We start from the raw sequence: 20,878 nt of genomic DNA, 5'->3' as shown, positions 1-20,878 counted from the left end.
AGAGAAGTGCATGAGCACGACAACCGATTCCATTCGAGGCCACCACTCCATTCTGGAAATGCTGGACCGTGCACTCTCACGCAGCCGACTGCCACATGCGCTGCTGTTTGCGGGAGCAGCCGGTATCGGAAAAAAGCGGGTCGCCTTACATCTGGCGCAATGCCTGTTCTGTCTGCAGACCCCCTCGGACGAGCTAAGCTGCTGTCAAACCTGTGATTCCTGCAAACAGATGGCAGCGGGCACTCATCCCGATCTGATTTCAGTAGAATGCCCGCCCGACAAAAACATCCTGCCCCTCAGCCTGATAATTGGTGAAGACGATCATCGCGGTCGGGAAGGCGTCTGTTATGAAATGTCGCTGCGTCCCATGGTGGGTGACCGCCGGATTGCCATCATTGATGATGCAGACAAAATGAACGCCGAAAGTGCGAACGCGTTACTGAAGACTCTGGAAGAACCTGCCGCAAACTATTTAATGATCCTGATTGCCAGTGAACTCGATGCCATTCTGCCCACGATCCGTTCCCGCTGTCAGTTGATCCGCTTCAATCCGTTGACCCAGGAAGATATCTCCGCACTGCTGCTGGGCCAGCAACTCGTTGAGTCTGCTGACCAGGCATTGCAGATTGCACGCCTGTCGGAAGGATCGCTGAAAATTGCGAGTCAACTTCTGGATGAAAATCTTCAGGCACTGCGGGGAAATATTACCGGGCTGCTCGGTCGACACCCTTTTCAACCGCAGGCCTTTTCCGATGCCGTGATTCAGGCCATTGATGACATTGGAGGCAATACGGGTGCACAGCGTAAAACAGCGTTGTGGGTCATTAAATTCTGCGCCGATTTCTACCATCAGTCTTTACAGTGTGCCGCCGGTTACCAGGCTGATCCGGCTGCAGGTAATGTGGAACGGTTTGTTTCCGGACTGCCTGGTGAGACAGAAGACCGGATCGAAACGATCGGAAACCTGCTGGGCCGAATGCTGCAGACAGAGGAACAGGTCAATCAGAATGTCACTCTGCCTTTATGCATCGAAAGCTTAAGCCAGGATCTGCGGGAAATTCAGTCGAAATAAGTACTGACCGCAAGTCAGATTCGGCAGGCAGTGTACGGTTTTCAAATAAATGTGATTTCCCGGGTTTAATTAGAGATTGCCAGATCGAGTCCGGCTATAATAAACTGATCGAAGCAGTTTATCTGAAATCTGTTCTGTGACTGACTCATCCTGCACGATGACTGCTGCATCCAATCTCAAATCGATGAAATCATAATATATGAATACTGAAGTATCCGGCTATATCGTTCGCTACGGTTCCACCCGCCTCATTGGAGAATTCACCAGTAAAGGTCTGGCAGAACTGCCACGTAACGCAGCGGTCATCATCAAAAGCGATCGCGGGCATGAGTGGGGTGAAGTCCTGTCGCCGGCCACCGAGCGAGTGAAATCATTCATGAAGGACACAACTGCAGCAGGACGAATTATCCGCCTGGTAAACGATGAGGACTATCGTCAGCGTGATCAGAACCGACACGAAGAACGCAATGAGTTTCTGGGTTGCCAGGAACTGGTGAACGAACACAAACTGCAGATGCAACTGGTTGATGTCGAACACCTGTTCGGCGGTGAGCGGGTCATCTTCTACTATCTGGCAGAAAAACGTGTTGATTTTCGCGAACTGGTCAAAGCGCTGGCAAGAAAATACCGCTCGCGAATCGAAATGCGGCAGATAGGAGTGCGCGATGAAGCGAAGCTGCTGGCAGATTACGGAGATTGCGGGAAGACGGTCTGCTGCGGAACCCACCTGACTGAGATGCCTCCCGTCTCGATGAAAATGGCAAAACTGCAGAAGACCTCGCTGGATCCCAATAAACTGTCCGGGCGATGCGGACGCCTGAAATGTTGCCTGCGCTATGAATACGATACTTACAAAAGCTATAAAAAAGAATTACCTCCTGTGGGCTCGACGATTATTACCAGTCAGGGGGAAGGCAAAGTCACGAATCAGGAAATCCTTTCTGAGTGTGTACAAGTCATCTACTCTGACATGAAAAAAACAATCGTACACAAAAAAGACATTCTGGAAGTCATTAAAAAGAAACGCGGGGAAAACCCTGCCAGACAGTAAACGGCAAGCGGATCGGGACCGGCAGGCAGACTGAAATTTGTGAAATCGGGTGAGTCGGGATTGATTTTCCGGAATCTCTGTTCGATAATTTCCCAATAACTGAGTGGTTATGCTATAAGAAAGTCTTGACCCGACCTGAGTGATTGGAAACACTAGACGGTGTCCTGTTTTATTATAGCGACTCTCAGGGCTATCTGGGCCTAGTAGATTAGAGTGAAAAACGCGATGTTTAAATGTGATGCGATTTAGACTGTAATATACTGTGTTCAGAGACAATGGGATCGAGTATAAAAGAACGATATCGCCAGTGCTTCAGTACCTGCTTCACAGATCAGGAAAACCACGGCGCTGCTGCTGTTTTACAAAGTTGCTGCTACTTAAAAAGTTTTAGACAGGTATGGGTGAAAAAATGACATCTGCAACAAATCTTTCCCGCCCCAAATTGCAATTTCACCCTAACGCCTACGACTTTATCTTTGAAGCACTCCAGCAGGCTCAGGAGATCTACTCACGCGAGGTCGTTCAGGAAGGTGAGCATGAAGAAGCGCATGTCTCCGGCCAGGAACTGCTGGAAGGGGTCCGGGAACTCGCCTTAAAACAGTTCGGCCTGATGACGCTGACGGTATTCAAGCAATGGGGTGTTCAATCCACCAGGGACTTCGGCAAGATGGTCTTTGAAATGATTGAACATGGCCGGATGCGAAAAACAGAGAATGACCGTCTGGAAGACTTTGTCGACATCTACGATTTCGAACAGGTCTTTGATGTTGCCTATGTCATCGACACGCATCAGGTCTTCAGTCAGACTCCCGCCCGGAACGTCTGATTCCACGGAAACCCCGTTTTCTCTGCTCCCTGATTTTTCCTGCTCATTCCGCGTAAACTGCTGCGCACTCAGGCTTGCAAGTTTTGTACTAAACGAAGTTTGTTAAGTTACTGTTATTGCAATCTGAACCCCAGATGATACACTCCCCGGATAGAGTTTTCTTGAGTTTTACAGGCGTGTTTCCAGGTTTACGATCGCATTTCTCACACTGTTGGGAACGAGGATAATCAGGCAAACAATGCTTTCATTTTAAGAGATGCGTTTCGTATTTTTTGAGCATACAAGTAACGTGCTGACTGTTGCCCGGAATCAAATAAGATTTTTGAGGTTTTACATCAAGATTTACAACGGCTAATTTAATTGGAGTTAACTCTAAGGATGAGGTTCTATCCCCGCGCTCGACTCACTCCCGTACGATTTCTCTCAACTCTCATCACCTCTAGTTTCGCCGCACTCTTTTATTCAGCCCCGCTGATGGCAGCCGAAGCTTCTTCCGATCTGGTCGTCCATGCTGATAGCTCGACCGTCATCATCAGCTGGTGTATTGCCATCGCAGGAGCGATTTTCGCCCTGTTCACCGCCTATCGCTTCTTCAGCTGGATGGTCAGCCAGAATGAAGGCGACCCGATGATGCGAAAAATTGCCGAGCATGTCCGCGATGGCGCTCGTGCGTATCTGGACCGGCAATTCAAAGTGGTCACCATCTTTTTTGCCGTCGTCTGTGCCCTGCTGGCCTTTATGGCGTTTGGATTAAAAACACAGTCACACTGGGTGCCGTTTGCCTTCTTAACCGGAGGCTTCTTTTCTGCGTTGGCAGGCTGGTTCGGCATGCGTACTGCCACACTCGCCAGTGCCCGTACCGCACATGCTGCCAAGGAATCATTAAACAGCGGCTTACAGGTCGCTTTCCGCAGTGGTGCCGTGATGGGTCTCGTGGTAGTTGGTCTGGGGCTCCTGGATATCACACTCTGGTTCGGGGTCCTGCACTGGGTCGTCAAAATGCCTCTGGCCGAAATTACGGTGACCATGCTCTGTTTTGGAATGGGTGCGAGCAGCCAGGCACTGTTTGCCCGCGTCGGTGGGGGCATCTTCACCAAGGCGGCTGACGTGGGTGCCGACCTGGTCGGTAAGGTGGAAGCAGGTATTCCCGAAGACGATCCCCGCAACCCGGCGACCATCGCCGACAATGTAGGCGATAATGTCGGCGATGTTGCAGGCATGGGAGCTGACCTTTACGAATCTTACTGCGGATCAATCCTTGCCAGTGGTGCCCTGGGCGTGGCCGCCTATCATGGCTATCCCAAGATGCAGATGATGTGTCTGCTCCTGCCGATGTGCCTGGCAGCCGTAGGAATCTTTCTGTCCGTTATCGGAATCTTCATGGTGAGAACCGAAGAAGGCGCTTCACAGAAGAACCTGCTGAAAGCGCTGGCGAAGGGAATTGACACCAGTGCGATTGGCGTCATTGTCGCTGCACTGGCTTTAGTCTGGATCATGCTGGTCATCCCGTCTCAATCGTCCGGGATCCCCGCGGATTCCCCCCTGCTGGTTGGAAACAAACTGTTTGGGGTCTTCGGTGCGATTGTCTGTGGACTTGTCGCCGGCTGGCTGATCGGGAAGTGGACCGAATATTCAACCAGCGATGAATTCCGCCCCACACGCTTTATTGCAGACCAGTCCACCACCGGACCGGCGACTGTGATTATCGCGGGGATCGCAGAAGGATTTTACAGCGTCTGGGTCCCGATTGTTGTCATCGGCGTGGCGATCCTCCTGGCGTTTGGACTTTGTACCGGATTCGATTTCGCCAACTCCGCCATCTTCGCGATGGGCCTGTATGGCGTCGCGATTGCCGCCGTGGGCATGTTGAGCACCCTCGGTGTTACCCTGGCGACAGACGCCTATGGTCCCATTGCCGACAATGCTGGTGGTAATGCGGAAATGAGCAGACAGGAACCGTATGTCCGTCAGCGAACCGATGCCCTGGACAGCCTGGGAAACACCACGGCTGCCACAGGGAAAGGATTTGCCATCGGTTCAGCCGCCCTGACTGCGCTGGCATTGCTGGCAGCTTATGTCGAAGAAGTTCGTATCGGCTTTGAACGCTGGGTCGAGAATTCCGCGATTGTGGAAACCATTACCGACGACATGACCAATGCTTCCGCCCTGAAATTAAGTTCGAACTGTATTGCCTTACGGACACCCGGCAAAGACGGAATGGAAGCGACACATAATAATCAGGGGTATCTGCTGTTCCCTGCATTGAACGTCGCTCAGATTACGCCGGGTCGTGAAAAAATCACCAGCGCCCCGATTGGCTCGATCATTCGCGGACTGAATATTGCGGCACTGCTGGATCGGGGAGAATGCGTCGATGTCAAATCGGCAACGGTGCCTGACTTCTCTCGATTTTATAATTTCTCGCTGTTGAATCCCAAAGTCCTGGTCGGAATCTTTTTTGGTGTCATGGTGGCCTTTGTGTTCTGTGCCATGACCATGAAGGCGGTCGGACGGGCCGCAGGAGCCATGGTCGACGAAGTGCGGCGCCAGTTCCGGGAAATTGCAGGCATCATGGAGAATAAAGCCGAACCGGATTATGCGGCGTGTGTCGAGATCAGTACGGCAGCTGCACAACGGGAAATGATTCTGCCTGCGATGCTGGGGCTGCTTTCACCAGTCGTCGTGGGAGTCATCCTGGGAGTTCCCGGGGTTGTCGGTCTTCTCGTGGGAGCCTTGACGAGCGGGTTTGCAGTTGCCATTATGATGGCTAATGCCGGTGGCGCCTGGGATAATGCGAAAAAGTATATCGAAGCAGGCGCACATGGCGGCAAAGGAACTGATGCGCACAAAGCCACAGTAGTCGGTGACACCGTTGGTGATCCATTCAAAGATACCAGCGGCCCGAGCCTGAACATTCTGATCAAGCTGATGAGTATGGTTTCTGTTGTCATAGCCGGGTTTATCATTCAATACGCACTAGATTTATTTTAAGTATTTGAAACAGGCTAGAGCGCATCACATTTAACCATAGCATCTCTCAATCTTTGATACTCGGTCCAACTGGCCTTGGAGAAGCTACGGTAAAACTGGACACAGTCTAAAGGTCACCAAAATCAACACTGAACCTTCTCAACAATCTGATCCCATTGAAAGTGCGTCCAGTCTGGAACGTGCCTGCCTGTGTGCAAAAACCTGTGAAGACTTCAAGGGCAAAGAGATCGTGGTGCTCGATGTCGCCAAAATCACGCCCTTGTTCGACTATTTCATTATTGCAACAGCATCCAACCAGAGGCAAAGCAATGCGATTGCAGAGGAAATTCGCGTACTGATGAAACGCGAGAGCACACGCCGACGCAACATTGAGGGCAAAGACAGCGATTGGATTCTGGGAGACTATGGAGATATCGTCCTGCATCTCTTCACAGAAGAAGCTCGGGAGCTGTACGACCTCGAACGCCTCTGGGCTGACGCCAAAAAGGTGGACTGGAAGTCTTTCCGTGCGGATTCCCACTGACAGAACCGCTGTTTCTACCAATCCCGGCTCACAGTCGGTATTCTGGGCGTAGATGAATCTATGTCCGTATCTTTCCAGTAGTCAAGGAGCCTGGTGTCTCTGCCCCGGGCATGCACAATGAATATTCTCGCAGAACTCCGAAGTCGGTTTGAACCGGTATTAACCGAATGGACAGACGCCCCCTCTTCGGTCATCGAAATGCTGAAAGCATCACAGGATGCGAAATTTGGTGATTATCAGGCCAATTTTGCCATGCCTCTGGCAGCCGGAATACCCGACTTGAAACCACGCGAGCTGGCGTCACAGATCGTGGAAAAAGTGGATCTCTCCGATTTCTGTGAACCCCTGGAAGTTGCAGGGCCGGGTTTTATCAATATCAGGCTCAAACAAGACTGGCTGAATACCCAAACCCAAAACCTGGTGGCGGATGAACGCCTGGGTGTCAAGCCTGCAGAATCGCCTCAGAAAGTCATCGTGGACTTTTCGGCCCCGAATGTCGCCAAGCCAATGCATGTGGGACATTTAAGAAGTACCGTGATCGGCGATGCCAATTACCGGGTTCTGAAATTCCTGGGACACGATGTCGTGGGGGACAATCATATCGGCGACTGGGGCACCCAGTTCGGTATGATCATCTTCGGGTACAAACATTTTCTGAACCAGGAATGCTTTAAGCAAAACCCGGTACATGAACTCGCGCGGCTGTATCGACTGGTCAATCAGCTCTCCGATTACCATGCCACCCAGACCAAAATACCTCGACAGCAGGCTGAGATTGAACAGCTCACGGATAAGCTGAAAACACGGGAGGGATCTGCGGATCTCACCAATAAAAAAATCCAGAAAGAAGTCAAAAAACTGAAATCCGATCTCGCCGAACGAAAGTCGGAACTGCAGGAGATGCAGGAGAAACAGACACTGCTGGAGCAGAACGAAGACCTGCACAGCAAAGCGACCGCGTTTCCCGATATTGCCCGACAGGCACGGGAAGAGACGGCACGACTGCATGCGGGAGACGCCGATAACCTGGAGTTGTGGAAACAGTTTCTACCTCAATGCCTGGATGCAATCCAGACCGTCTATGACCGGCTGGACATTCACTTTGACATGTCCCTGGGGGAAAGCTATTACAATCCCATGCTGGCTGATGTGGTCGCCGATCTTAAAGAGCGGGGACTGGCCGAAGAGAGCCAGGGCGCGATCTGCGTTTTTATAGATGGCTTTAAATCGCCATTCATGATTCAGAAACAGGATGGCGCGTTTACCTATGCCACAACAGATCTGGCGACGATTAAATACCGGGTGGAAGAGCTGAAAGCAGACCGGGTGCTCTACGTAGTCGACTCGCGACAGAGTGAGCACTTCCAGTTGCTGTTTGCCACTGTAAAAGAATGGGGATATGCTGATCTGGAACTGCAGCATGTCAGCTTCGGTTCCGTGCTGGGCGAGAATAAACGCCCCCTGAAAACACGCGCAGGAGATAATGTCGGTCTGGAAAGCCTGCTGGATGAATCCATCCAACGGGCATATGCCATTGTGGTGGAAAATGATGAGGCGAAACCCGATGGCCCGGAACTCAGTGAAACAGAACGTCGTCAGATCTCAGAGGTTGTCGGCCTGGGAGGCATCAAATATGCCGACCTGAAACACAACCGGGACAGCGACTACATGTTCGACTGGGACAAAATGCTGGCTAACCGGGGTGATACCGCAACCTATATGCAGTATGCCTATGCTCGAGTCTGTGGCATCTTCCGCAAAGGTCAGATCGACCGGATCGCATTGCGAGACCAGCAGGCTGCACTGAGCCTGGTTGACGCAAGTGAGCGGGCCCTGGCTTTACAGATCAACCGCTACTCGGAAATTCTGGAGAGCGTGGCGATCGAAGCACGTCCGAACTACCTGACGAATTATCTGTTCGAACTTTCAAACCTGTTCAGCACGTTCTACAACAACTGTCCGGTACTGAAGGCGGAACAGGAAGAGGTCAAAACCAGCCGACTGCTGCTCTGCGATTTAACGGCCCGGGTCATAGAACATGGCCTGTCTCTGCTGGGTATTAAAACCTGCGAACGGATGTAATTTGCTCAACGGATTCAACAGGCAACAAAAAAAACGCATCCCGAACTGGAATGCGTTTTTTTATTGAATATTACCCGGCAAGGGCTCGAACCTTGACTAACAGAATCAAAATCTGTTGTGCTACCATTACACTACCGGGTAATGTAAATGCTGTTTTTTTAGACACAGTAGCTCAACTCGGGTTCACTGGTCTCCCAGTGCTGCCCGGCGAAGGAAGTGTATTGAATCTCTCAACTTCTGGCAAGAGTTTCTCTGAGAGAAAATCCGCATCTTTGAAATTCACAGAACGCGGATTGTGTCTTTGCCTGCTGACACAACCCGCTGTTCCAGAAGTTACTGTGTACCACCTGCGTTCTAGTCGTTTCGCAGTTTGAGGTTCATCTCGGTCAGTTTTTCCCGGATTTCGTTGAGCGAAGTCACGCCGAAGTTACGGCTGGCCAGCAGCTCATCCGGGCTGCGACGCAACAGCTCGCCGATAGTGCCGATCCCCAGGCGGGACATGCATTTTCTCGAACGAACAGAAAGTCCCAGATCAGAGATTGGTTTTTCGGTAGCAGGGTTGTCTGCCAGTTCGGGAGGCAGAGCAGCGTAACCGCCTTCGCTCCCCAATGATTCGTGCAGGTTCTGGCCGATGTGCAGGCCAAATGAAGACAGCATCTCGCGAATTTCATCGAGTGATGTCTGGCCGAAGTTCTTACCAGCCAGCAGATCATTTTCGCTGACACGTGTCAGATCACCCAGCGTATGGATATCCATCGCATGCAGACAGTTGCGGCTGCGGACTGACAGTTCGAAGTCTGTGACCGGACGATCCAGCAGCTGTTTCATACGGGCTTCGTTGCGGGCTGTCTCTTCATCGTAATACATGTTGTCGGCAGCTTCGATGTCCTTGAGGTACATCGCCGCCATTTCGTTCGTGGGATCTGCTTCCAGAATACGACGGAAACAGAAGGCAGCTGCGGGATAGTTTTCCATATCCTCATACAACAGCCCCAGATTCAGGATTGCGCCCAGGTAAAACGGCGGGCTGGAGAGTGACTGCTCATACAGGCGAATCGCATCTTCATCGTTTCCACGAGAAGCATTTTCTCCGGCCAGGCGGAAAATGGCTCGTGAGTGGCGTGGATCCATGTCGACGGCACGTTCGAAGTATTCGATGGCCCCATACAGATCGCCGCGGTCTGAGCGAATACATCCCATCTGGAACGAATATTCTGCACGCCCGGCAGCTTCTTTGGAAATGGTTCCCAGAACTGATTCTGCCTCATCCAGTTTTCTAACCAGACGCAGAGTTTCTGCGCGACGCAGAGAACATTCAATGGAGTCATATCCCAGCTTGGCTGCTGCTTCCAGCTTCTGATCTGCTTCGGCATATCGCTTCAAAGCGATCAGTGAAACGGCCTGGTAAAAACAGGCGGTCGCGTTGTCCTGCGCTTTTTCCAGTTGAGTGACTGCTTCTTTGTGTTTTCCCAGCAGATGCAGGGCAATACCAGCCCGTGCACTCAGTCCGGCTGAAGCCTGGCCTTCTGAAATACTTCGGACCAGCGTCTGCACTTCGTTGTTCAACTCTGAAACCTGGTCAGAGCAGACAATCTGTGACAATCGCTCTATGTCCGAGTAGCCTACACTTTCAGAGCTTTGCAACACACTTTTTACGTCAATTAATTCGTCGACACTCACACTATTTTCCTTTATTGCAGCAGGCGCGCAGATGGAAGCAGACAATAGGTTTTATTCATACAGGCTATTGCCAAATTTCATAAACCCGAATCTTACAATCTGTTTAGGGAAACGGCAACCATTAAGGCCTGTTTCGCCTGTTTTCGGGCTGTCAATACCTTCCTGATTCCCTACATTCGATAAAAAAGTACACACAACAACACATACTGGCGTTTACTGAATCAATGCCTGATAACCACCATCGCAGGGACAGCCGGGGATATGGCGATTTTCCTGGACAATTTTGCGGTCGGGATAATGCTGCAGTACTTCCTGCAGCAGCTCTTCATTTTCTCGTGGATCAAACGAACAGGTCGAATAAACGAGCCTGCCTGCGGGCTTTAAATACCGAAATGCCCGCTCTAACAGTTCACGCTGGATCTGATTCAGTTCTTTCAAAGAAACCTCGTCCAGTCGCCAGCGGGCTTCGGGACGTTTTCCCAGTACGCCGGAATTCGAACAGGGGGCATCGACCAGAATGGCATCGAACTGCACTTCCGACAACGTGGTTTCACTTTGATTCACCAGTTGCGTCTCGATGCAGGTCAGCCCCAGTCGCGAGGCATTCTGTTCTATTTTCTCCAGCCTGTCATAGGAAACATCAGTGGCGACCAGTGTTCCCCGGTTAAACATCAATTCGGCCAGATGGGTTGTTTTCGTTCCCGGTGCCGCACACATATCCCAGACGGTTTCTTCCGGTTGTGGATTCAGCAGGTTTCCCGCTGCCATGGCTGACTGATCCTGAATCGTAAATTTCCCGGCAGAAAATCCCACGAGATTTTCGATCGCCACGGGTTCTTCCAGCCGGATTGCCTGGGGCTCATCTCCCGGGCTGACCTGTATCCCCTCTGATTGCAGTTCCGCCAGCAGATCTTCGCGGGTGGTCTGTAACTGATTGATACGCAGATAAAGCTTATTACGTTGATTGAACCACTGGGCCATCTGCATGGTCTGCTGCAGACCAAAACGTGCCAGCCAGTCTGTCATGATCGGCTGCGGAAAACTGAAAGCCTTCGCAAGATAGCCGGCGGGATCAGCAGCAGGACTGGGAAACAGGCCAATCGAGAAACAGCGATAGCGGTCTGCACTGAGCGGAATCGCATTGGATTGTGGTGCCGATGCCTGTTCATCAGTTGTTAAACGGGTAATTGATCGCAGGATGGCATTCACCATTTTTTTCCAGCGTACGCGATGCAGTTTTCCGGCCAGTTCTACTGTTTCGGAAACAGCTGCATGATCGGGAATCTGGTCCAGCATCACCAGTTGATAGACGCCAATCTGCAGCAACGTCCAGAGCGGTGCTTCGACTTTTTCGCGGGGCCGGGTCAACTGACTTTCAATAATGGTATCCAGCGTCAACTGCCTGCGAACCACGCCGATACTGATCTCCATTGCCAGTCGCCAGTCCTGGGAAGAGAGATCGATGCGTCGTTCCCACTGCTGCATGGAATCAGAGAGAAACTGATCGCTGCGACGATATTCTTCCACCAGGAAAAAAGCCAGTTCCCGCGCCGAGCGAAAATATTGCGGGATCGGTAATTCATCCGCTTCTGCCGCGGCTGCGTTCTGCTGCCAGACGTTTTTCTTTTTCACAATGACTGACCGCACAGCTGTTCCAGGTCTGCAAAGAACCGGGGATAGGTTTTGATGGTACAATCCGGGTCAGAAATCACGATTCCGGGAACTTTCAAACCGACGAGGGCGAAGCTCATCGCCATACGATGATCATCATAAGTTTCAATGGTCGCAGGTTGAATCGTGCCGGGATGAATCGTGACCGAATCTTCCGTTTCTTCTACCTGGATCCCCAGGCGTTTAATTTCAGTGGCGATCGCGCTCAGGCGGTCAGTTTCTTTATGTCGAATATGCCCTACATTGCGAATGGTAGTCGAGCCTTCCGCAAACAGCGCTACTGCGGCGAGTGTCTGTGCGGTATCACTGATATCATTCATGTCGACATCAATTCCACGCAACGGTTTTCCCTGCACGGTGATGCTGTTGCGTTCCCGTTTGATTTCACAGCCCATGTCTTCGAGAACCCGGATGAAATTGATATCTCCCTGTAAGGCATCCTGGTTTAATCCATCCACGGTGACCCGGCCCCCGGTGATGGCAGCCGCAGCAAAAAAATAGCTGGCGGCAGAAGCATCTGGTTCAATGTCATAGGCAACGGGGCGCTGATATGTTTGTGGCTGGATCCTCCAGAGCGACTCCTGGATTCGATCGATGGTCACACCAAACTGGGCCATGACCCCCAGGGTAATATCAAGGTAGGGTCTGGAAACCATTTCTCCCTGGATGTTGATGGTAATCGCGCTCTGGGCCGCAGGAGCCACCATGAGCAGCGCGCTTAAATACTGGCTGGAAACATTTCCTGCAATGGACGTTTCCCCCCCGCTCAAGCCGCGGGCTTTCACACATACGGGAGGACAGCCTGTTTCCTCTTTGCACTCCACATCGACGCCCAGCTGTTTGAGCGAGTTCACCAGGTCCCGAATGGGACGCTGCTGCATTCGCGCATTACCATCCAGTACGAACTCCCCTTCTCCGGCAGCACACAGCGCGGTGAGAAAGCGAATACTGGTTCCACTGTTTTCCAGCCAGAGCGAGGCTTCCTTGCGGGGAATTTTTCCTCCACAGCCTTCCACTTCGATGGAACAGGTATTCGGATCGTGATCGACTCTGATTCCCAGGCGATTCAGACTCTCGATCATCACCTGTGTATCCTGACTGTCCAGAACTCCTGTGAGATGAGTCGTGCCTTGCGCCAGTGCAGCGACAATCAGTGCGCGATTGGTAATACTTTTGGAACCGGGTGGTCTGACGGTGCCCTGAATGGGACCCGAAACCGGAGTGACTTCGTAAGTTTTTGCCATAAGTTAAGCGTAATCAAATATTCCGGGAGCTTCAGTAACGGCTTGAACCGAAAACAGTTTCATGCCTACAGTTATGACACAGCATACACACTTGACAATCAAACCAAAAGTGAGCAGCAAGCAGGGAAACGCTCCCTCAGCCATTTTCAATCGCATCCGGAAGCCCTTCTGCGATTGTGGGAAACGTCAATGAGACCCCCAGCTCTTCCCGTAACCTTTTATTATTACAGCGTTTATTAAGTCCCGCGGCACGCTCGGTACTGTTGAAACGCGTCGATTTTCTGCTGATTTCTCCCGGAACAGTCGACTCAAACCGGGGCTCAGGTGCCTTCAGAAGTCGAGCGAGAGTCTCGTAATATTCCCACCTGGTAATCGGGCGGGAGTCGCTGACCAGATAGCGGTCATACAGGTGGATGTTCGTATCAATCTTGAGGACTGTCTGGACAATATCTGCCAGATGAATCAGGTTGAGCCAGGCATCGGGATGACCTGCCAGGGGTTCTCCCGCTCTGATCTGTTCCATCCGAGCCAGTAATCTACCTGGTCCATAAATGCCCGCCAATCTGAGAATGACCGCTCTGGCTGCCGCGGATTGTGTTGAAGATGTCGACAGAAAACCGTGCTGATCAAACAGTTGCTCTGCTTCCAGACAAACCTGGCCGTTCTCCCGCTCTGGTTCACAGACCGACGATTCATCGACCCACTCGCCGGCAGTCTGACCGTATACACTGGTGCTGGAGAGATAAATCACTTTTTGAGTCCGCTGTTTGAGAACTTTCAAAGCAGATTCCAGGCCGGTGACATAAATCTCATGCCGGGATTTGTCTGAAGAACGATCAAAGCCGACGGCGTAGAGTACGGTATCCGATTCCGGCAGACTCTCCAGTGATTCCGGCTGTGTAATATCTCCCAGCACAGGTTGAATGCCTGCTGACAGGAATTTTTCTGCGTTGTTTTCCGAGCGTGTCAAAGCAGAGACCTGATGCCCCTGCTTCACCCATTCCTGTGCGACGGTCAGCCCGACATAGCCGCAACCAATAATCAGTTTTCGCATTGTTTCACCATTTTCTCTTTCAGCGTTTTCCGCGAATCCGTGGCGCGAGTTGCTCAGAATGCTGCAGGATCTGCCTGATCTGATTGTGGATCAGAATGCGTAATTCTGAATCAGAGCTTTCTGCTAACGACTGTACCATTTGAACTTTCTGAGGATCCTGCCAGACGAGATCCAGTTCCTGAAACCACCTGGTCATTTTCTGCAGACAGGCAGTGAGTTCGCTTTCTGTCAGATCATATCGCAACAGTACAGATTCTTCTGAGTTATGGCTCTTTGTCAACCGGGCCAGTGTATTTCCCTGGGTGCGGTAAAGCTGTCCGTTGATAAAGGCACGACGCAGAAATGCGTTCTGATCGAACTGATAAACGGGGTCACTGCCGAAGTAGAAGGAAAAATGGCCGTTTTTCTTCTCTCCCCAGAACAGGGGTTCTTCTAAGTGTTTCAACTGAAATTCAGCCCGTGGGAACAAAGCCGTCGCTTCCCGCATCAGGTCTTCGCGGTCCTGTTCATGCAGCGCCATATCCGTCTCTTTTCTGAATCGAATCCCACCAGACACTTTTCGGTTCACCCGGGAAATCAGTCGAACAGGTGACTGACCGATTCGTTGCGGTGAATGCGGCGAATGGCTTCACCCAGCAGCGGAGCGATGGAAATCGTTCTCAAGTTGGAAAGTTTGTCCTGATCGGGAATCGGCAGGCTGTTGGTCACCACGATTTCTTTAATAGGGGCTTCACTCAGCAGTTTGATGGCAGGTCCGCAGAAGACAGCATGCGAGGCTCCTACATAGATTTCTTTCGCGCCATGCTCTTTGACCACATTGACCGCGCCGACAATCGAACCGCCGGTCGAGATCATGTCGTCAAACAGGAGTGCCACTTTGCCTTCAATCGGCCCGCCGATAATATTTGCCTGCTGGGTTTCAATGGCATTTTTGCGGCGTTTATCAACAATAGCCAGGGTGCCCCCAATATTGTTGTTATGCTGCAGGGTTCGCTTGATACTCCCCTCATCCGGGCTGACGACCACGAGGTCTTTGTCGGGAATATTCAATGAGCGGAAATAACGGTCAAGAATTGGTGCCGCATACAAATGGTCGACCGGGGTATCAAAAAAGCCCTGAATCTGTGCTGCATGCAGATCCATTGCCAGCACCCGATCCGCGCCTGCTTCGTTGATCAGGTTTGCCACCAGCTTGGAGGTAATGGGCACCCGCCCCGAGTCTTTACGGTCCTGCCGGGCATAGCCAAAATAGGGAATGACGGCTGTAATGCGTTCTGCACTGGCACGCCGACAGGCGTCCATCAGAATCAGCAGTTCCATCAGATTATCATTCACAGGAGGCGAGGTCGGCTGGACGATAAACACGTCACGCCCGCGGACATTCTGGTTGAGTTTCAGACTGATTTCACCATCAGGGAAATTGGATAATTCAACGGAAGCCAGACGAATTCCCAGATATTCTGCGATTTCTCCGGCCAGCTGGGGATGAGCTCGTCCACTGAGAAGAGTCAGATGATCATACATTTAAAACGATGCCTGCAATTATGCAATACATAGAGTAGCGGGAACAAAAGTGAGCGATGCCAGACACAAGCGATCCAGCCTACATCCCTATTCACGCTTATCGAGTGCAAGATGTCAAGCATGAGCTTTCGATTTCGTACGAAACGTCTCAAATGCCAAAGTACAGACTTTTTTTACTGGCATTGACGAAAGCAGAAGCAGGGGAAACCCTGTCAATTATTCCACAGACTTATTCCACAGACTCACGTTGCAGAATCTCAGCCACTTCGGCGAGCTGCTCCTGTGTATTCACGCCCATGGCTTCCTGGATATCAAACACGGGATCAGCCAATACCGTCTGACCAGCCTTCAACAGAATCTCGGCGCAGTCGGTCAGATAATACTCCGCCTGACTGTTATCAGGCTTCAACTGCTGTAACGCGCTGAACAGCTGATGTCCGTCGAACGCGAAGCAGCCAGTATTGATCTCTTCAATCGCTGCTTCTTCGGGGGTGGCATCTTTCTGTTCTACAATTCGCAGAAACTGTGCGGAAGAATCACGGACAATCCGCCCCAGACCATGATTGGCCTCGGTAATTGCTGTGCCCACAACACAGGCCGCCTGATTCTCTTTTTGCAGGTCGAGTAATTTGGAGAGCGAACTGCCTTTCAACAGGGGAGTGTCACCGGCTAAAACCAGCACGGGACCATCATGGTCCGCCAGGTTTTCAGCGCTCATCATGACGGCGTGTCCGGTCCCTTTCTGCTCTGACTGCAGCGCAAATTCGATATCGCTGTGATGGGCAAGTGCCGCTTTGACTTCATCTGCTTTGTGCCCGACGATGACAACCAGTTTTTCACAGTTCGCAGCACGGGCGGCATCCAGTACATATTCAATCATCGGACGCCCCAGAACCGGGTGCAGAACTTTCGGAAGCTCTGACTGCATCCGCGTACTTTTTCCGGCGGCAAGAATCACAGCGGCTGGACGAGTCACGGTGGATTTCCTTTTCTCAGCAGTTCAACGGGAACGCGACTGGCAGTGTGACATGACCACGGGAAGTTGTTGGTATGTCACTCAGCATGATTTGAGCGTTACGATTAAAACTGCATACCAAAGCGGGCGATGAATCCATCATTGATATCAAATCCGCCACCACTTTTGAAGTCGGCTTCACGTTTCAAGATACCACCTGCTTCGAGGAACAGGGACATGCAGCCGTTGTCGCCTCGCAAACCGAGCATCATGACGTAGTCTTTGAATTCGACCTGATCACGGCCAGGTATGCCGGCCCGATCGACTTGGAATGCTTCGATGTCGTACTCGAAAGAACCATACAGCCAGACACTTTTATCGCCTACGTTACCCAGGAAGCGACTGACGCGTGCCTTGGGGAACATGGCTCGAATTTCCCACAGGTCATTGGGAGTCCAGACGATACCGGCATAAGGAATGACATAATCTTTCATCCGGTCCCAATAAGCGGCACCAGCGGCAAACATCCAGGTCTCAGAAGGTCGGAAGAACAGAACCACACGAGCGTCAAACTGCCAGGCATCCGAACTCAGGCTATTACCAAAGTCTGTAGCCAGAGCAGGTGTGAAGCCTAACTGTACACTCCACAGACCATTGGCGGGTGTTGACATCTGGAAATCACTGCCGAAACGGTACCCTGCCCCTGGTAACGAGACGAACTGGGGACCATCCCAGCCTCGGTAATCAAACTCGGGAGTCGCTGTGAAAATCCAGCCATTCCGGGTGGGAGTTGTATACTGCAAATCAACGTCTGTTTCGAACACGCCAAAGTTTCCACCATCTGCTCCCCCTGGTTGAATATCGGTTGACACCTTCGGTAAAAAGCCGACTTCAAATTTCGAAGACCAGCCGAAACGGTAAGGCTGGGGACCATTGATACCTGCAGGATAACTGCCGCCGGGCATACCCTGTGCGCCATACGGATCGACGCCGGCACCGGGAGTCAAAAAGGGATCGTATCCCTGTTGAGGTGCACCATACAGATTGCCACCAGCCATATTGGGATCAAAGGGCTGCGCATTCGGGTCAATAAACTGACCACCATTATACTGACCGCCATTGGGAGGCATTGTGGTGCCATACGGGGCCGTCTCTTCATAGGTGGGCGGCGGACTTTGACCGCGAATTACAGCCTCAAAGTCTTCTGCGGGCGTATAAAGAGTAGTGATTTCAGCCGCATTCAGGTTGACGCTGGCGGAGAAAACAATGGCAAGACAAAGAAGGGAAGCTTTCAATGTTCGACCTGCAAATATAGGATTAATCAGTTTACGAGCAGAAGTGCTCTGTCTGAATGGGGAGTCAGCAACACGCTGTGGCTCAACTCTTCTGTGTGGGGGTGATTTAGTGAGGTGATTTTCCAAATGCAGGCGATTAGGTCAACAGCAATCTGCAGGCATTCAGGAGTAAACTTGAGGAAATGTTTGAATTTCCCAGAGAATTTCCTGAGAAATTTTCCGCTCGCTAGAACGGGGGCACAGTGAAATCTGAGGAAAGATGGGAACGCAAAACCCGCGTCGTAAGCGTCTTACGGAGTGGGAGGGGAAATGGATCAAAATGAAATCTGCCGCGAGATCGTTTTCCCCGGTTAATCTGCATTTTCCCGTTCCTGAATGAGTTCAGGTAACGCAGGAAATTCAGATCTGCCGTCTCTGGCTACAACCGTCTGCCGGTCAACTGCGATCCCGGGGATCTGTAACGCAGGCAGACTGTCCGGGCCTGATCTCTGACAGACAAGCCTCTCTGGAGTACACAGAGGAGTTTCTGTCAGAGTTGAAATGCAGTGTCTCTAAGTTCGGTTATTTATGATAACCCAGACTCGTGACCACGGAATGCAGTTCTTCAAACGTGATAAAGCGACGTCGATGAAGTAATTTGTACTGGTCGATCGCTTGTGCCAGTTCATTCACATCCTGATTTTCGGAGTTGTAGGAATTACTGAACTGACGTCGTTCACTCACTCCGTCCGGACGACTGTCGTCCCGGCTTTGACGGCGATCCTGGAAAGTAGCGGACTGTTGATCGGTGACCTGTTTCATGAGATTGCTCCTTGAAGACTGACTTACCAGCCAAACCCTAGGTTACGATTACTGGTAATGTGTGATAATTTGATATCTGCAGCGGTTATTTCTGTCATCCGCTGTCAATAATATCTACTGTTCCGATTATGAGAATTTTAAGAGGTGTTTGGAAAACACGTTTTTGCAGGCAAAATGGGGAGTCAATCTCGGCCCGGAAGATTCCTGTCAAAAATAGAATCGGCGGATCTGTACGTCTTCTTTGGCTTACACGGCATTTCTCGTTATATTACAGGTATTACGATCATAGGTATTCTGCCTGTCATGCAGCACATGTCAGGAGGGATTAGCAGCAATAATAATGACGACTGAATTTCATTCTCTGACAGGAAAGATCTAGGTTTTATGGATACAAAAGTGGCAATCCTGGGTGGCGGTGGTATGGCAACTGCCTGCGCTACACTCCTCAGCGAATCTTCCGACATTGCAGTTTCCATGTGGGTCCGCAAACCGGAAGTGGCAGCAGATATGCAGAAGAACCGGGAAAACAAAAGGCTGTTACCCGGAGTCCCCCTGGCTGAATCAATCCAGGTCACCTCTGATGTGGATGAAGCTGTGGCGGATGCCGATTTTCTGGTGGTGGCGATCCCGACCGAATTCCTCAGACAGGCACTGACGAAGCTGGCGCCTCATATAAAAAATGTTTCGCCGGTTATCAGTGTGATCAAAGGGATTGAACAGGAAACGTTTTTTCGTCCCAGCGAAATCATCGCCGACGTACTCGGTCCCCGCCCTGTTGTCGCGCTGGGCGGTCCCAGCCATGCAGAAGAAATCGCCCGCCGCCTGCCCGCCAGTGTGGTTGCCGCCAGTGGTGATATTCAGCTAGCCAAGCAGACCCAGAAGCTGTTCAGCACAGACCGGTTTCGCGTTTATACGAACGTGGATATCGTTGGTGTCGAACTGGCAGGCGCTTTGAAAAATGTGATTGCCATTGCCGCGGGAATCTGTGATGGTGGTAAATATGGTGACAATGCCAAATCCGCGATCATGACTCGAGGTCTGGTCGAGATGAACCGATTCGGTTCTGCCTATGGTGCAGAGCCATCCACGTTTTCCGGACTGGCTGGTGTGGGCGACCTGATTACAACCTGTATGAGCCCATTCGGACGAAACCGCAGCCTGGGTGAACGCCTGGGGCAGGGAGAAACTCGTGAGGAAATCATTTCCAGCATGGATGCCGTTGCCGAAGGTGTGAACACAACGCGCAGCGTGTACGATCTGGCCGAAGCGAAAGGGCTGGACATGCCGATCACAACCGAGATCTTCCGCGTGCTGTTTGAAGGCAAGTCACCGGAAGCGGCTACGCAGACCCTGATGACGCGTCCGCAGCGGGAAGAGTAGGCTATCATAGTTTTTTTCTCATTGATCCCCGGTTCAAGCGACTCGATTTTCACTATCAATTCCCTTCGGAGTATACGATGCGATTTTCAGGACTGACATTCACAATTTGCCTGTTCCTTTTTTTGATCCCCGATATTTCTCAGGCAGATACCTGGCCTCAGTTTCGTGGTGCCAGCGGAAGCGGCGTCTCAGTGGAAAAGAATCTGCCGGAAAAATGGTCTGCAGAACAGGGCATTCTCTGGTCGGCTGCCTTGCCTGGCCGTGCGAATTCTTCTCCTGCCATCACAGACAACCGGGTCGACATCACAACAAAAACGGATGATGACGGACTCTGGATCCTGTCATTCGATCGCAAGAGTGGACAACAGATTCGGAAAGTCAAAGTGGGAACGGGTTCCCTGGCGGCACCTGGTCCCCGGAATCTCTGGGCACATCGACACAACGCAGCCACGCCCTGCCCGATTTCTGATGCGGAACATGTCTGGGCTTTCTTCGGATCAGGGTTACTGGTCTGCCTGGATGTGGAATCGGGCGAAATCGCCTGGAAACGGGATCTGGTGAAAGACTACGGCGCATACGACATCACCTTCGGCATGGGTTCCACGCCCCGCCTGTGGGGTGACCTGCTGTTTGTCACCTGCATGACCAAAGGCCCTTCTTATGTGGTCGCCTTTGATAAACAGACCGGCAAAGAAGTCTGGAAACAGAATCGAAAGCTCCCTGCTGAGA

At 51.5% G+C, this 20,878-nt stretch carries 17 protein-coding genes and 1 tRNA gene; 8 read left to right on the top strand and 10 right to left on the bottom strand.

Translation table 11 applies throughout. From position 1 onward, the window contains the following. Positions 1-10 precede the first annotated feature (10 nt). From holB to argS, 6 genes are all read left to right on the top strand, one after another. Positions 11-1,072: a DNA polymerase III subunit delta' gene (gene holB, locus AACZ40_RS15160; RefSeq protein WP_291179744.1), complete on the top strand. Its 1,062-nt coding sequence runs from the start codon at positions 11-13 to the stop codon at positions 1,070-1,072. Between the two features lie 199 nt (positions 1,073-1,271). Beyond that, a complete protein-coding gene (gene ricT / locus AACZ40_RS15155; protein WP_291179747.1) occupies positions 1,272-2,123 on the top strand; it encodes a regulatory iron-sulfur-containing complex subunit RicT in 852 nt (283 codons plus the stop codon). A gap of 409 nt (positions 2,124-2,532) precedes the next feature. Further along, positions 2,533-2,949, top strand: a complete 417-nt coding sequence (locus AACZ40_RS15150; RefSeq protein WP_291179750.1) for a Minf_1886 family protein — start codon at positions 2,533-2,535, stop codon at positions 2,947-2,949. 378 nt (positions 2,950-3,327) lie between these two features. After that, positions 3,328-5,940, top strand: a complete 2,613-nt coding sequence (locus AACZ40_RS15145) for a sodium-translocating pyrophosphatase (protein ID WP_291179753.1) — start codon at positions 3,328-3,330, stop codon at positions 5,938-5,940. 121 nt (positions 5,941-6,061) lie between these two features. Then, positions 6,062-6,463, top strand: a complete 402-nt coding sequence (rsfS, locus tag AACZ40_RS15140) for a ribosome silencing factor (protein WP_339674892.1) — start codon at positions 6,062-6,064, stop codon at positions 6,461-6,463. A gap of 117 nt (positions 6,464-6,580) precedes the next feature. After that, positions 6,581-8,545, top strand: a complete 1,965-nt coding sequence (gene argS, locus AACZ40_RS15135) for an arginine--tRNA ligase (RefSeq protein ID WP_291179756.1) — start codon at positions 6,581-6,583, stop codon at positions 8,543-8,545. Between the two features lie 70 nt (positions 8,546-8,615). On the opposite strand, the gene AACZ40_RS15130 is transcribed toward argS, so the two are convergent. The 10 genes from AACZ40_RS15130 to AACZ40_RS15085 form a co-directional block, all read right to left on the bottom strand. After that, a tRNA-Gln gene (locus AACZ40_RS15130) sits at positions 8,616-8,686 on the bottom strand. Between the two features lie 213 nt (positions 8,687-8,899). After that, the gene (locus AACZ40_RS15125) at positions 8,900-10,225 is read right to left on the bottom strand and encodes a DNA-directed RNA polymerase subunit alpha C-terminal domain-containing protein (RefSeq protein WP_291179759.1); all 1,326 of its coding nucleotides are present in this window, start codon (positions 10,223-10,225) and stop codon (positions 8,900-8,902) included. A gap of 213 nt (positions 10,226-10,438) precedes the next feature. Beyond that, a complete protein-coding gene (rsmB, locus tag AACZ40_RS15120; RefSeq protein WP_291179762.1) occupies positions 10,439-11,872 on the bottom strand; it encodes a 16S rRNA (cytosine(967)-C(5))-methyltransferase RsmB in 1,434 nt (477 codons plus the stop codon). Next, the gene (aroA, locus tag AACZ40_RS15115) at positions 11,854-13,140 is read right to left on the bottom strand and encodes a 3-phosphoshikimate 1-carboxyvinyltransferase (protein ID WP_291179765.1); all 1,287 of its coding nucleotides are present in this window, start codon (positions 13,138-13,140) and stop codon (positions 11,854-11,856) included. The genes rsmB and aroA overlap by 19 nt, the downstream gene beginning before the upstream one ends. A 136-nt stretch (positions 13,141-13,276) precedes the next feature. Continuing rightward, complete coding sequence (locus AACZ40_RS15110; RefSeq protein WP_291179768.1) at positions 13,277-14,194, bottom strand: SDR family oxidoreductase; 918 nt, start codon at positions 14,192-14,194, stop codon at positions 13,277-13,279. A 19-nt stretch (positions 14,195-14,213) separates the two neighbouring features. After that, positions 14,214-14,714: a hypothetical protein gene (locus AACZ40_RS15105; RefSeq protein ID WP_291179771.1), complete on the bottom strand. Its 501-nt coding sequence runs from the start codon at positions 14,712-14,714 to the stop codon at positions 14,214-14,216. A 56-nt stretch (positions 14,715-14,770) separates the two neighbouring features. Continuing rightward, positions 14,771-15,718, bottom strand: a complete 948-nt coding sequence (locus tag AACZ40_RS15100) for a ribose-phosphate pyrophosphokinase (RefSeq protein ID WP_145230596.1) — start codon at positions 15,716-15,718, stop codon at positions 14,771-14,773. Between the two features lie 229 nt (positions 15,719-15,947). Next, complete coding sequence (locus AACZ40_RS15095) at positions 15,948-16,694, bottom strand: NTP transferase domain-containing protein (RefSeq protein ID WP_291179777.1); 747 nt, start codon at positions 16,692-16,694, stop codon at positions 15,948-15,950. A 104-nt stretch (positions 16,695-16,798) separates the two neighbouring features. Beyond that, on the bottom strand, positions 16,799-17,968 hold the full coding sequence (locus AACZ40_RS15090; protein WP_291179779.1) for a hypothetical protein: 1,170 nt from the start codon (positions 17,966-17,968) through the stop codon (positions 16,799-16,801). Positions 17,969-18,529: 561 nt separating this feature from the next. Then, the gene (locus tag AACZ40_RS15085) at positions 18,530-18,769 is read right to left on the bottom strand and encodes a hypothetical protein (RefSeq protein ID WP_291179782.1); all 240 of its coding nucleotides are present in this window, start codon (positions 18,767-18,769) and stop codon (positions 18,530-18,532) included. Positions 18,770-19,153: 384 nt separating this feature from the next. Here AACZ40_RS15085 and AACZ40_RS15080 point away from each other — a divergent pair, with 384 nt between their 5' ends. Together AACZ40_RS15080 and AACZ40_RS15075 are read left to right on the top strand one after the other, a co-directional pair. Next, the gene (locus AACZ40_RS15080) at positions 19,154-20,149 is read left to right on the top strand and encodes an NAD(P)H-dependent glycerol-3-phosphate dehydrogenase (RefSeq protein ID WP_291179785.1); all 996 of its coding nucleotides are present in this window, start codon (positions 19,154-19,156) and stop codon (positions 20,147-20,149) included. Between the two features lie 77 nt (positions 20,150-20,226). Beyond that, on the top strand, positions 20,227-20,878 hold a 652-nt coding region (locus tag AACZ40_RS15075), incomplete at its 3' end, for a PQQ-binding-like beta-propeller repeat protein (RefSeq protein ID WP_339674873.1).

Origin of the sequence: uncultured Gimesia sp., from assembly GCF_963972345.1 — a bacterium.
GTDB lineage: Bacteria > Planctomycetota > Planctomycetia > Planctomycetales > Planctomycetaceae > Gimesia.
This window is presented reverse-complemented; position numbering and strand designations above follow the sequence as displayed.

What these genes read in the sequence shown, in the direction of transcription:
- holB (WP_291179744.1), top strand. Translation starts at nt 11, where the DNA reads ATGAGCACGACAACCGATTCCATTCGAGGCCACCACTCCATTCTGGAA.
- ricT (WP_291179747.1), top strand. Translation starts at nt 1,272, where the DNA reads ATGAATACTGAAGTATCCGGCTATATCGTTCGCTACGGTTCCACCCGC.
- AACZ40_RS15150 (WP_291179750.1), top strand. Translation starts at nt 2,533, where the DNA reads ATGACATCTGCAACAAATCTTTCCCGCCCCAAATTGCAATTTCACCCT.
- AACZ40_RS15145 (WP_291179753.1), top strand. Translation starts at nt 3,328, where the DNA reads ATGAGGTTCTATCCCCGCGCTCGACTCACTCCCGTACGATTTCTCTCA.
- argS (WP_291179756.1), top strand. Translation starts at nt 6,581, where the DNA reads ATGAATATTCTCGCAGAACTCCGAAGTCGGTTTGAACCGGTATTAACC.
- aroA (WP_291179765.1), bottom strand. Translation starts at nt 13,140, where the DNA reads ATGGCAAAAACTTACGAAGTCACTCCGGTTTCGGGTCCCATTCAGGGC.
- AACZ40_RS15110 (WP_291179768.1), bottom strand. Translation starts at nt 14,194, where the DNA reads ATGCGAAAACTGATTATTGGTTGCGGCTATGTCGGGCTGACCGTCGCA.
- AACZ40_RS15105 (WP_291179771.1), bottom strand. Translation starts at nt 14,714, where the DNA reads ATGGCGCTGCATGAACAGGACCGCGAAGACCTGATGCGGGAAGCGACG.
- AACZ40_RS15100 (WP_145230596.1), bottom strand. Translation starts at nt 15,718, where the DNA reads ATGTATGATCATCTGACTCTTCTCAGTGGACGAGCTCATCCCCAGCTG.
- AACZ40_RS15085 (WP_291179782.1), bottom strand. Translation starts at nt 18,769, where the DNA reads ATGAAACAGGTCACCGATCAACAGTCCGCTACTTTCCAGGATCGCCGT.
- AACZ40_RS15080 (WP_291179785.1), top strand. Translation starts at nt 19,154, where the DNA reads ATGGATACAAAAGTGGCAATCCTGGGTGGCGGTGGTATGGCAACTGCC.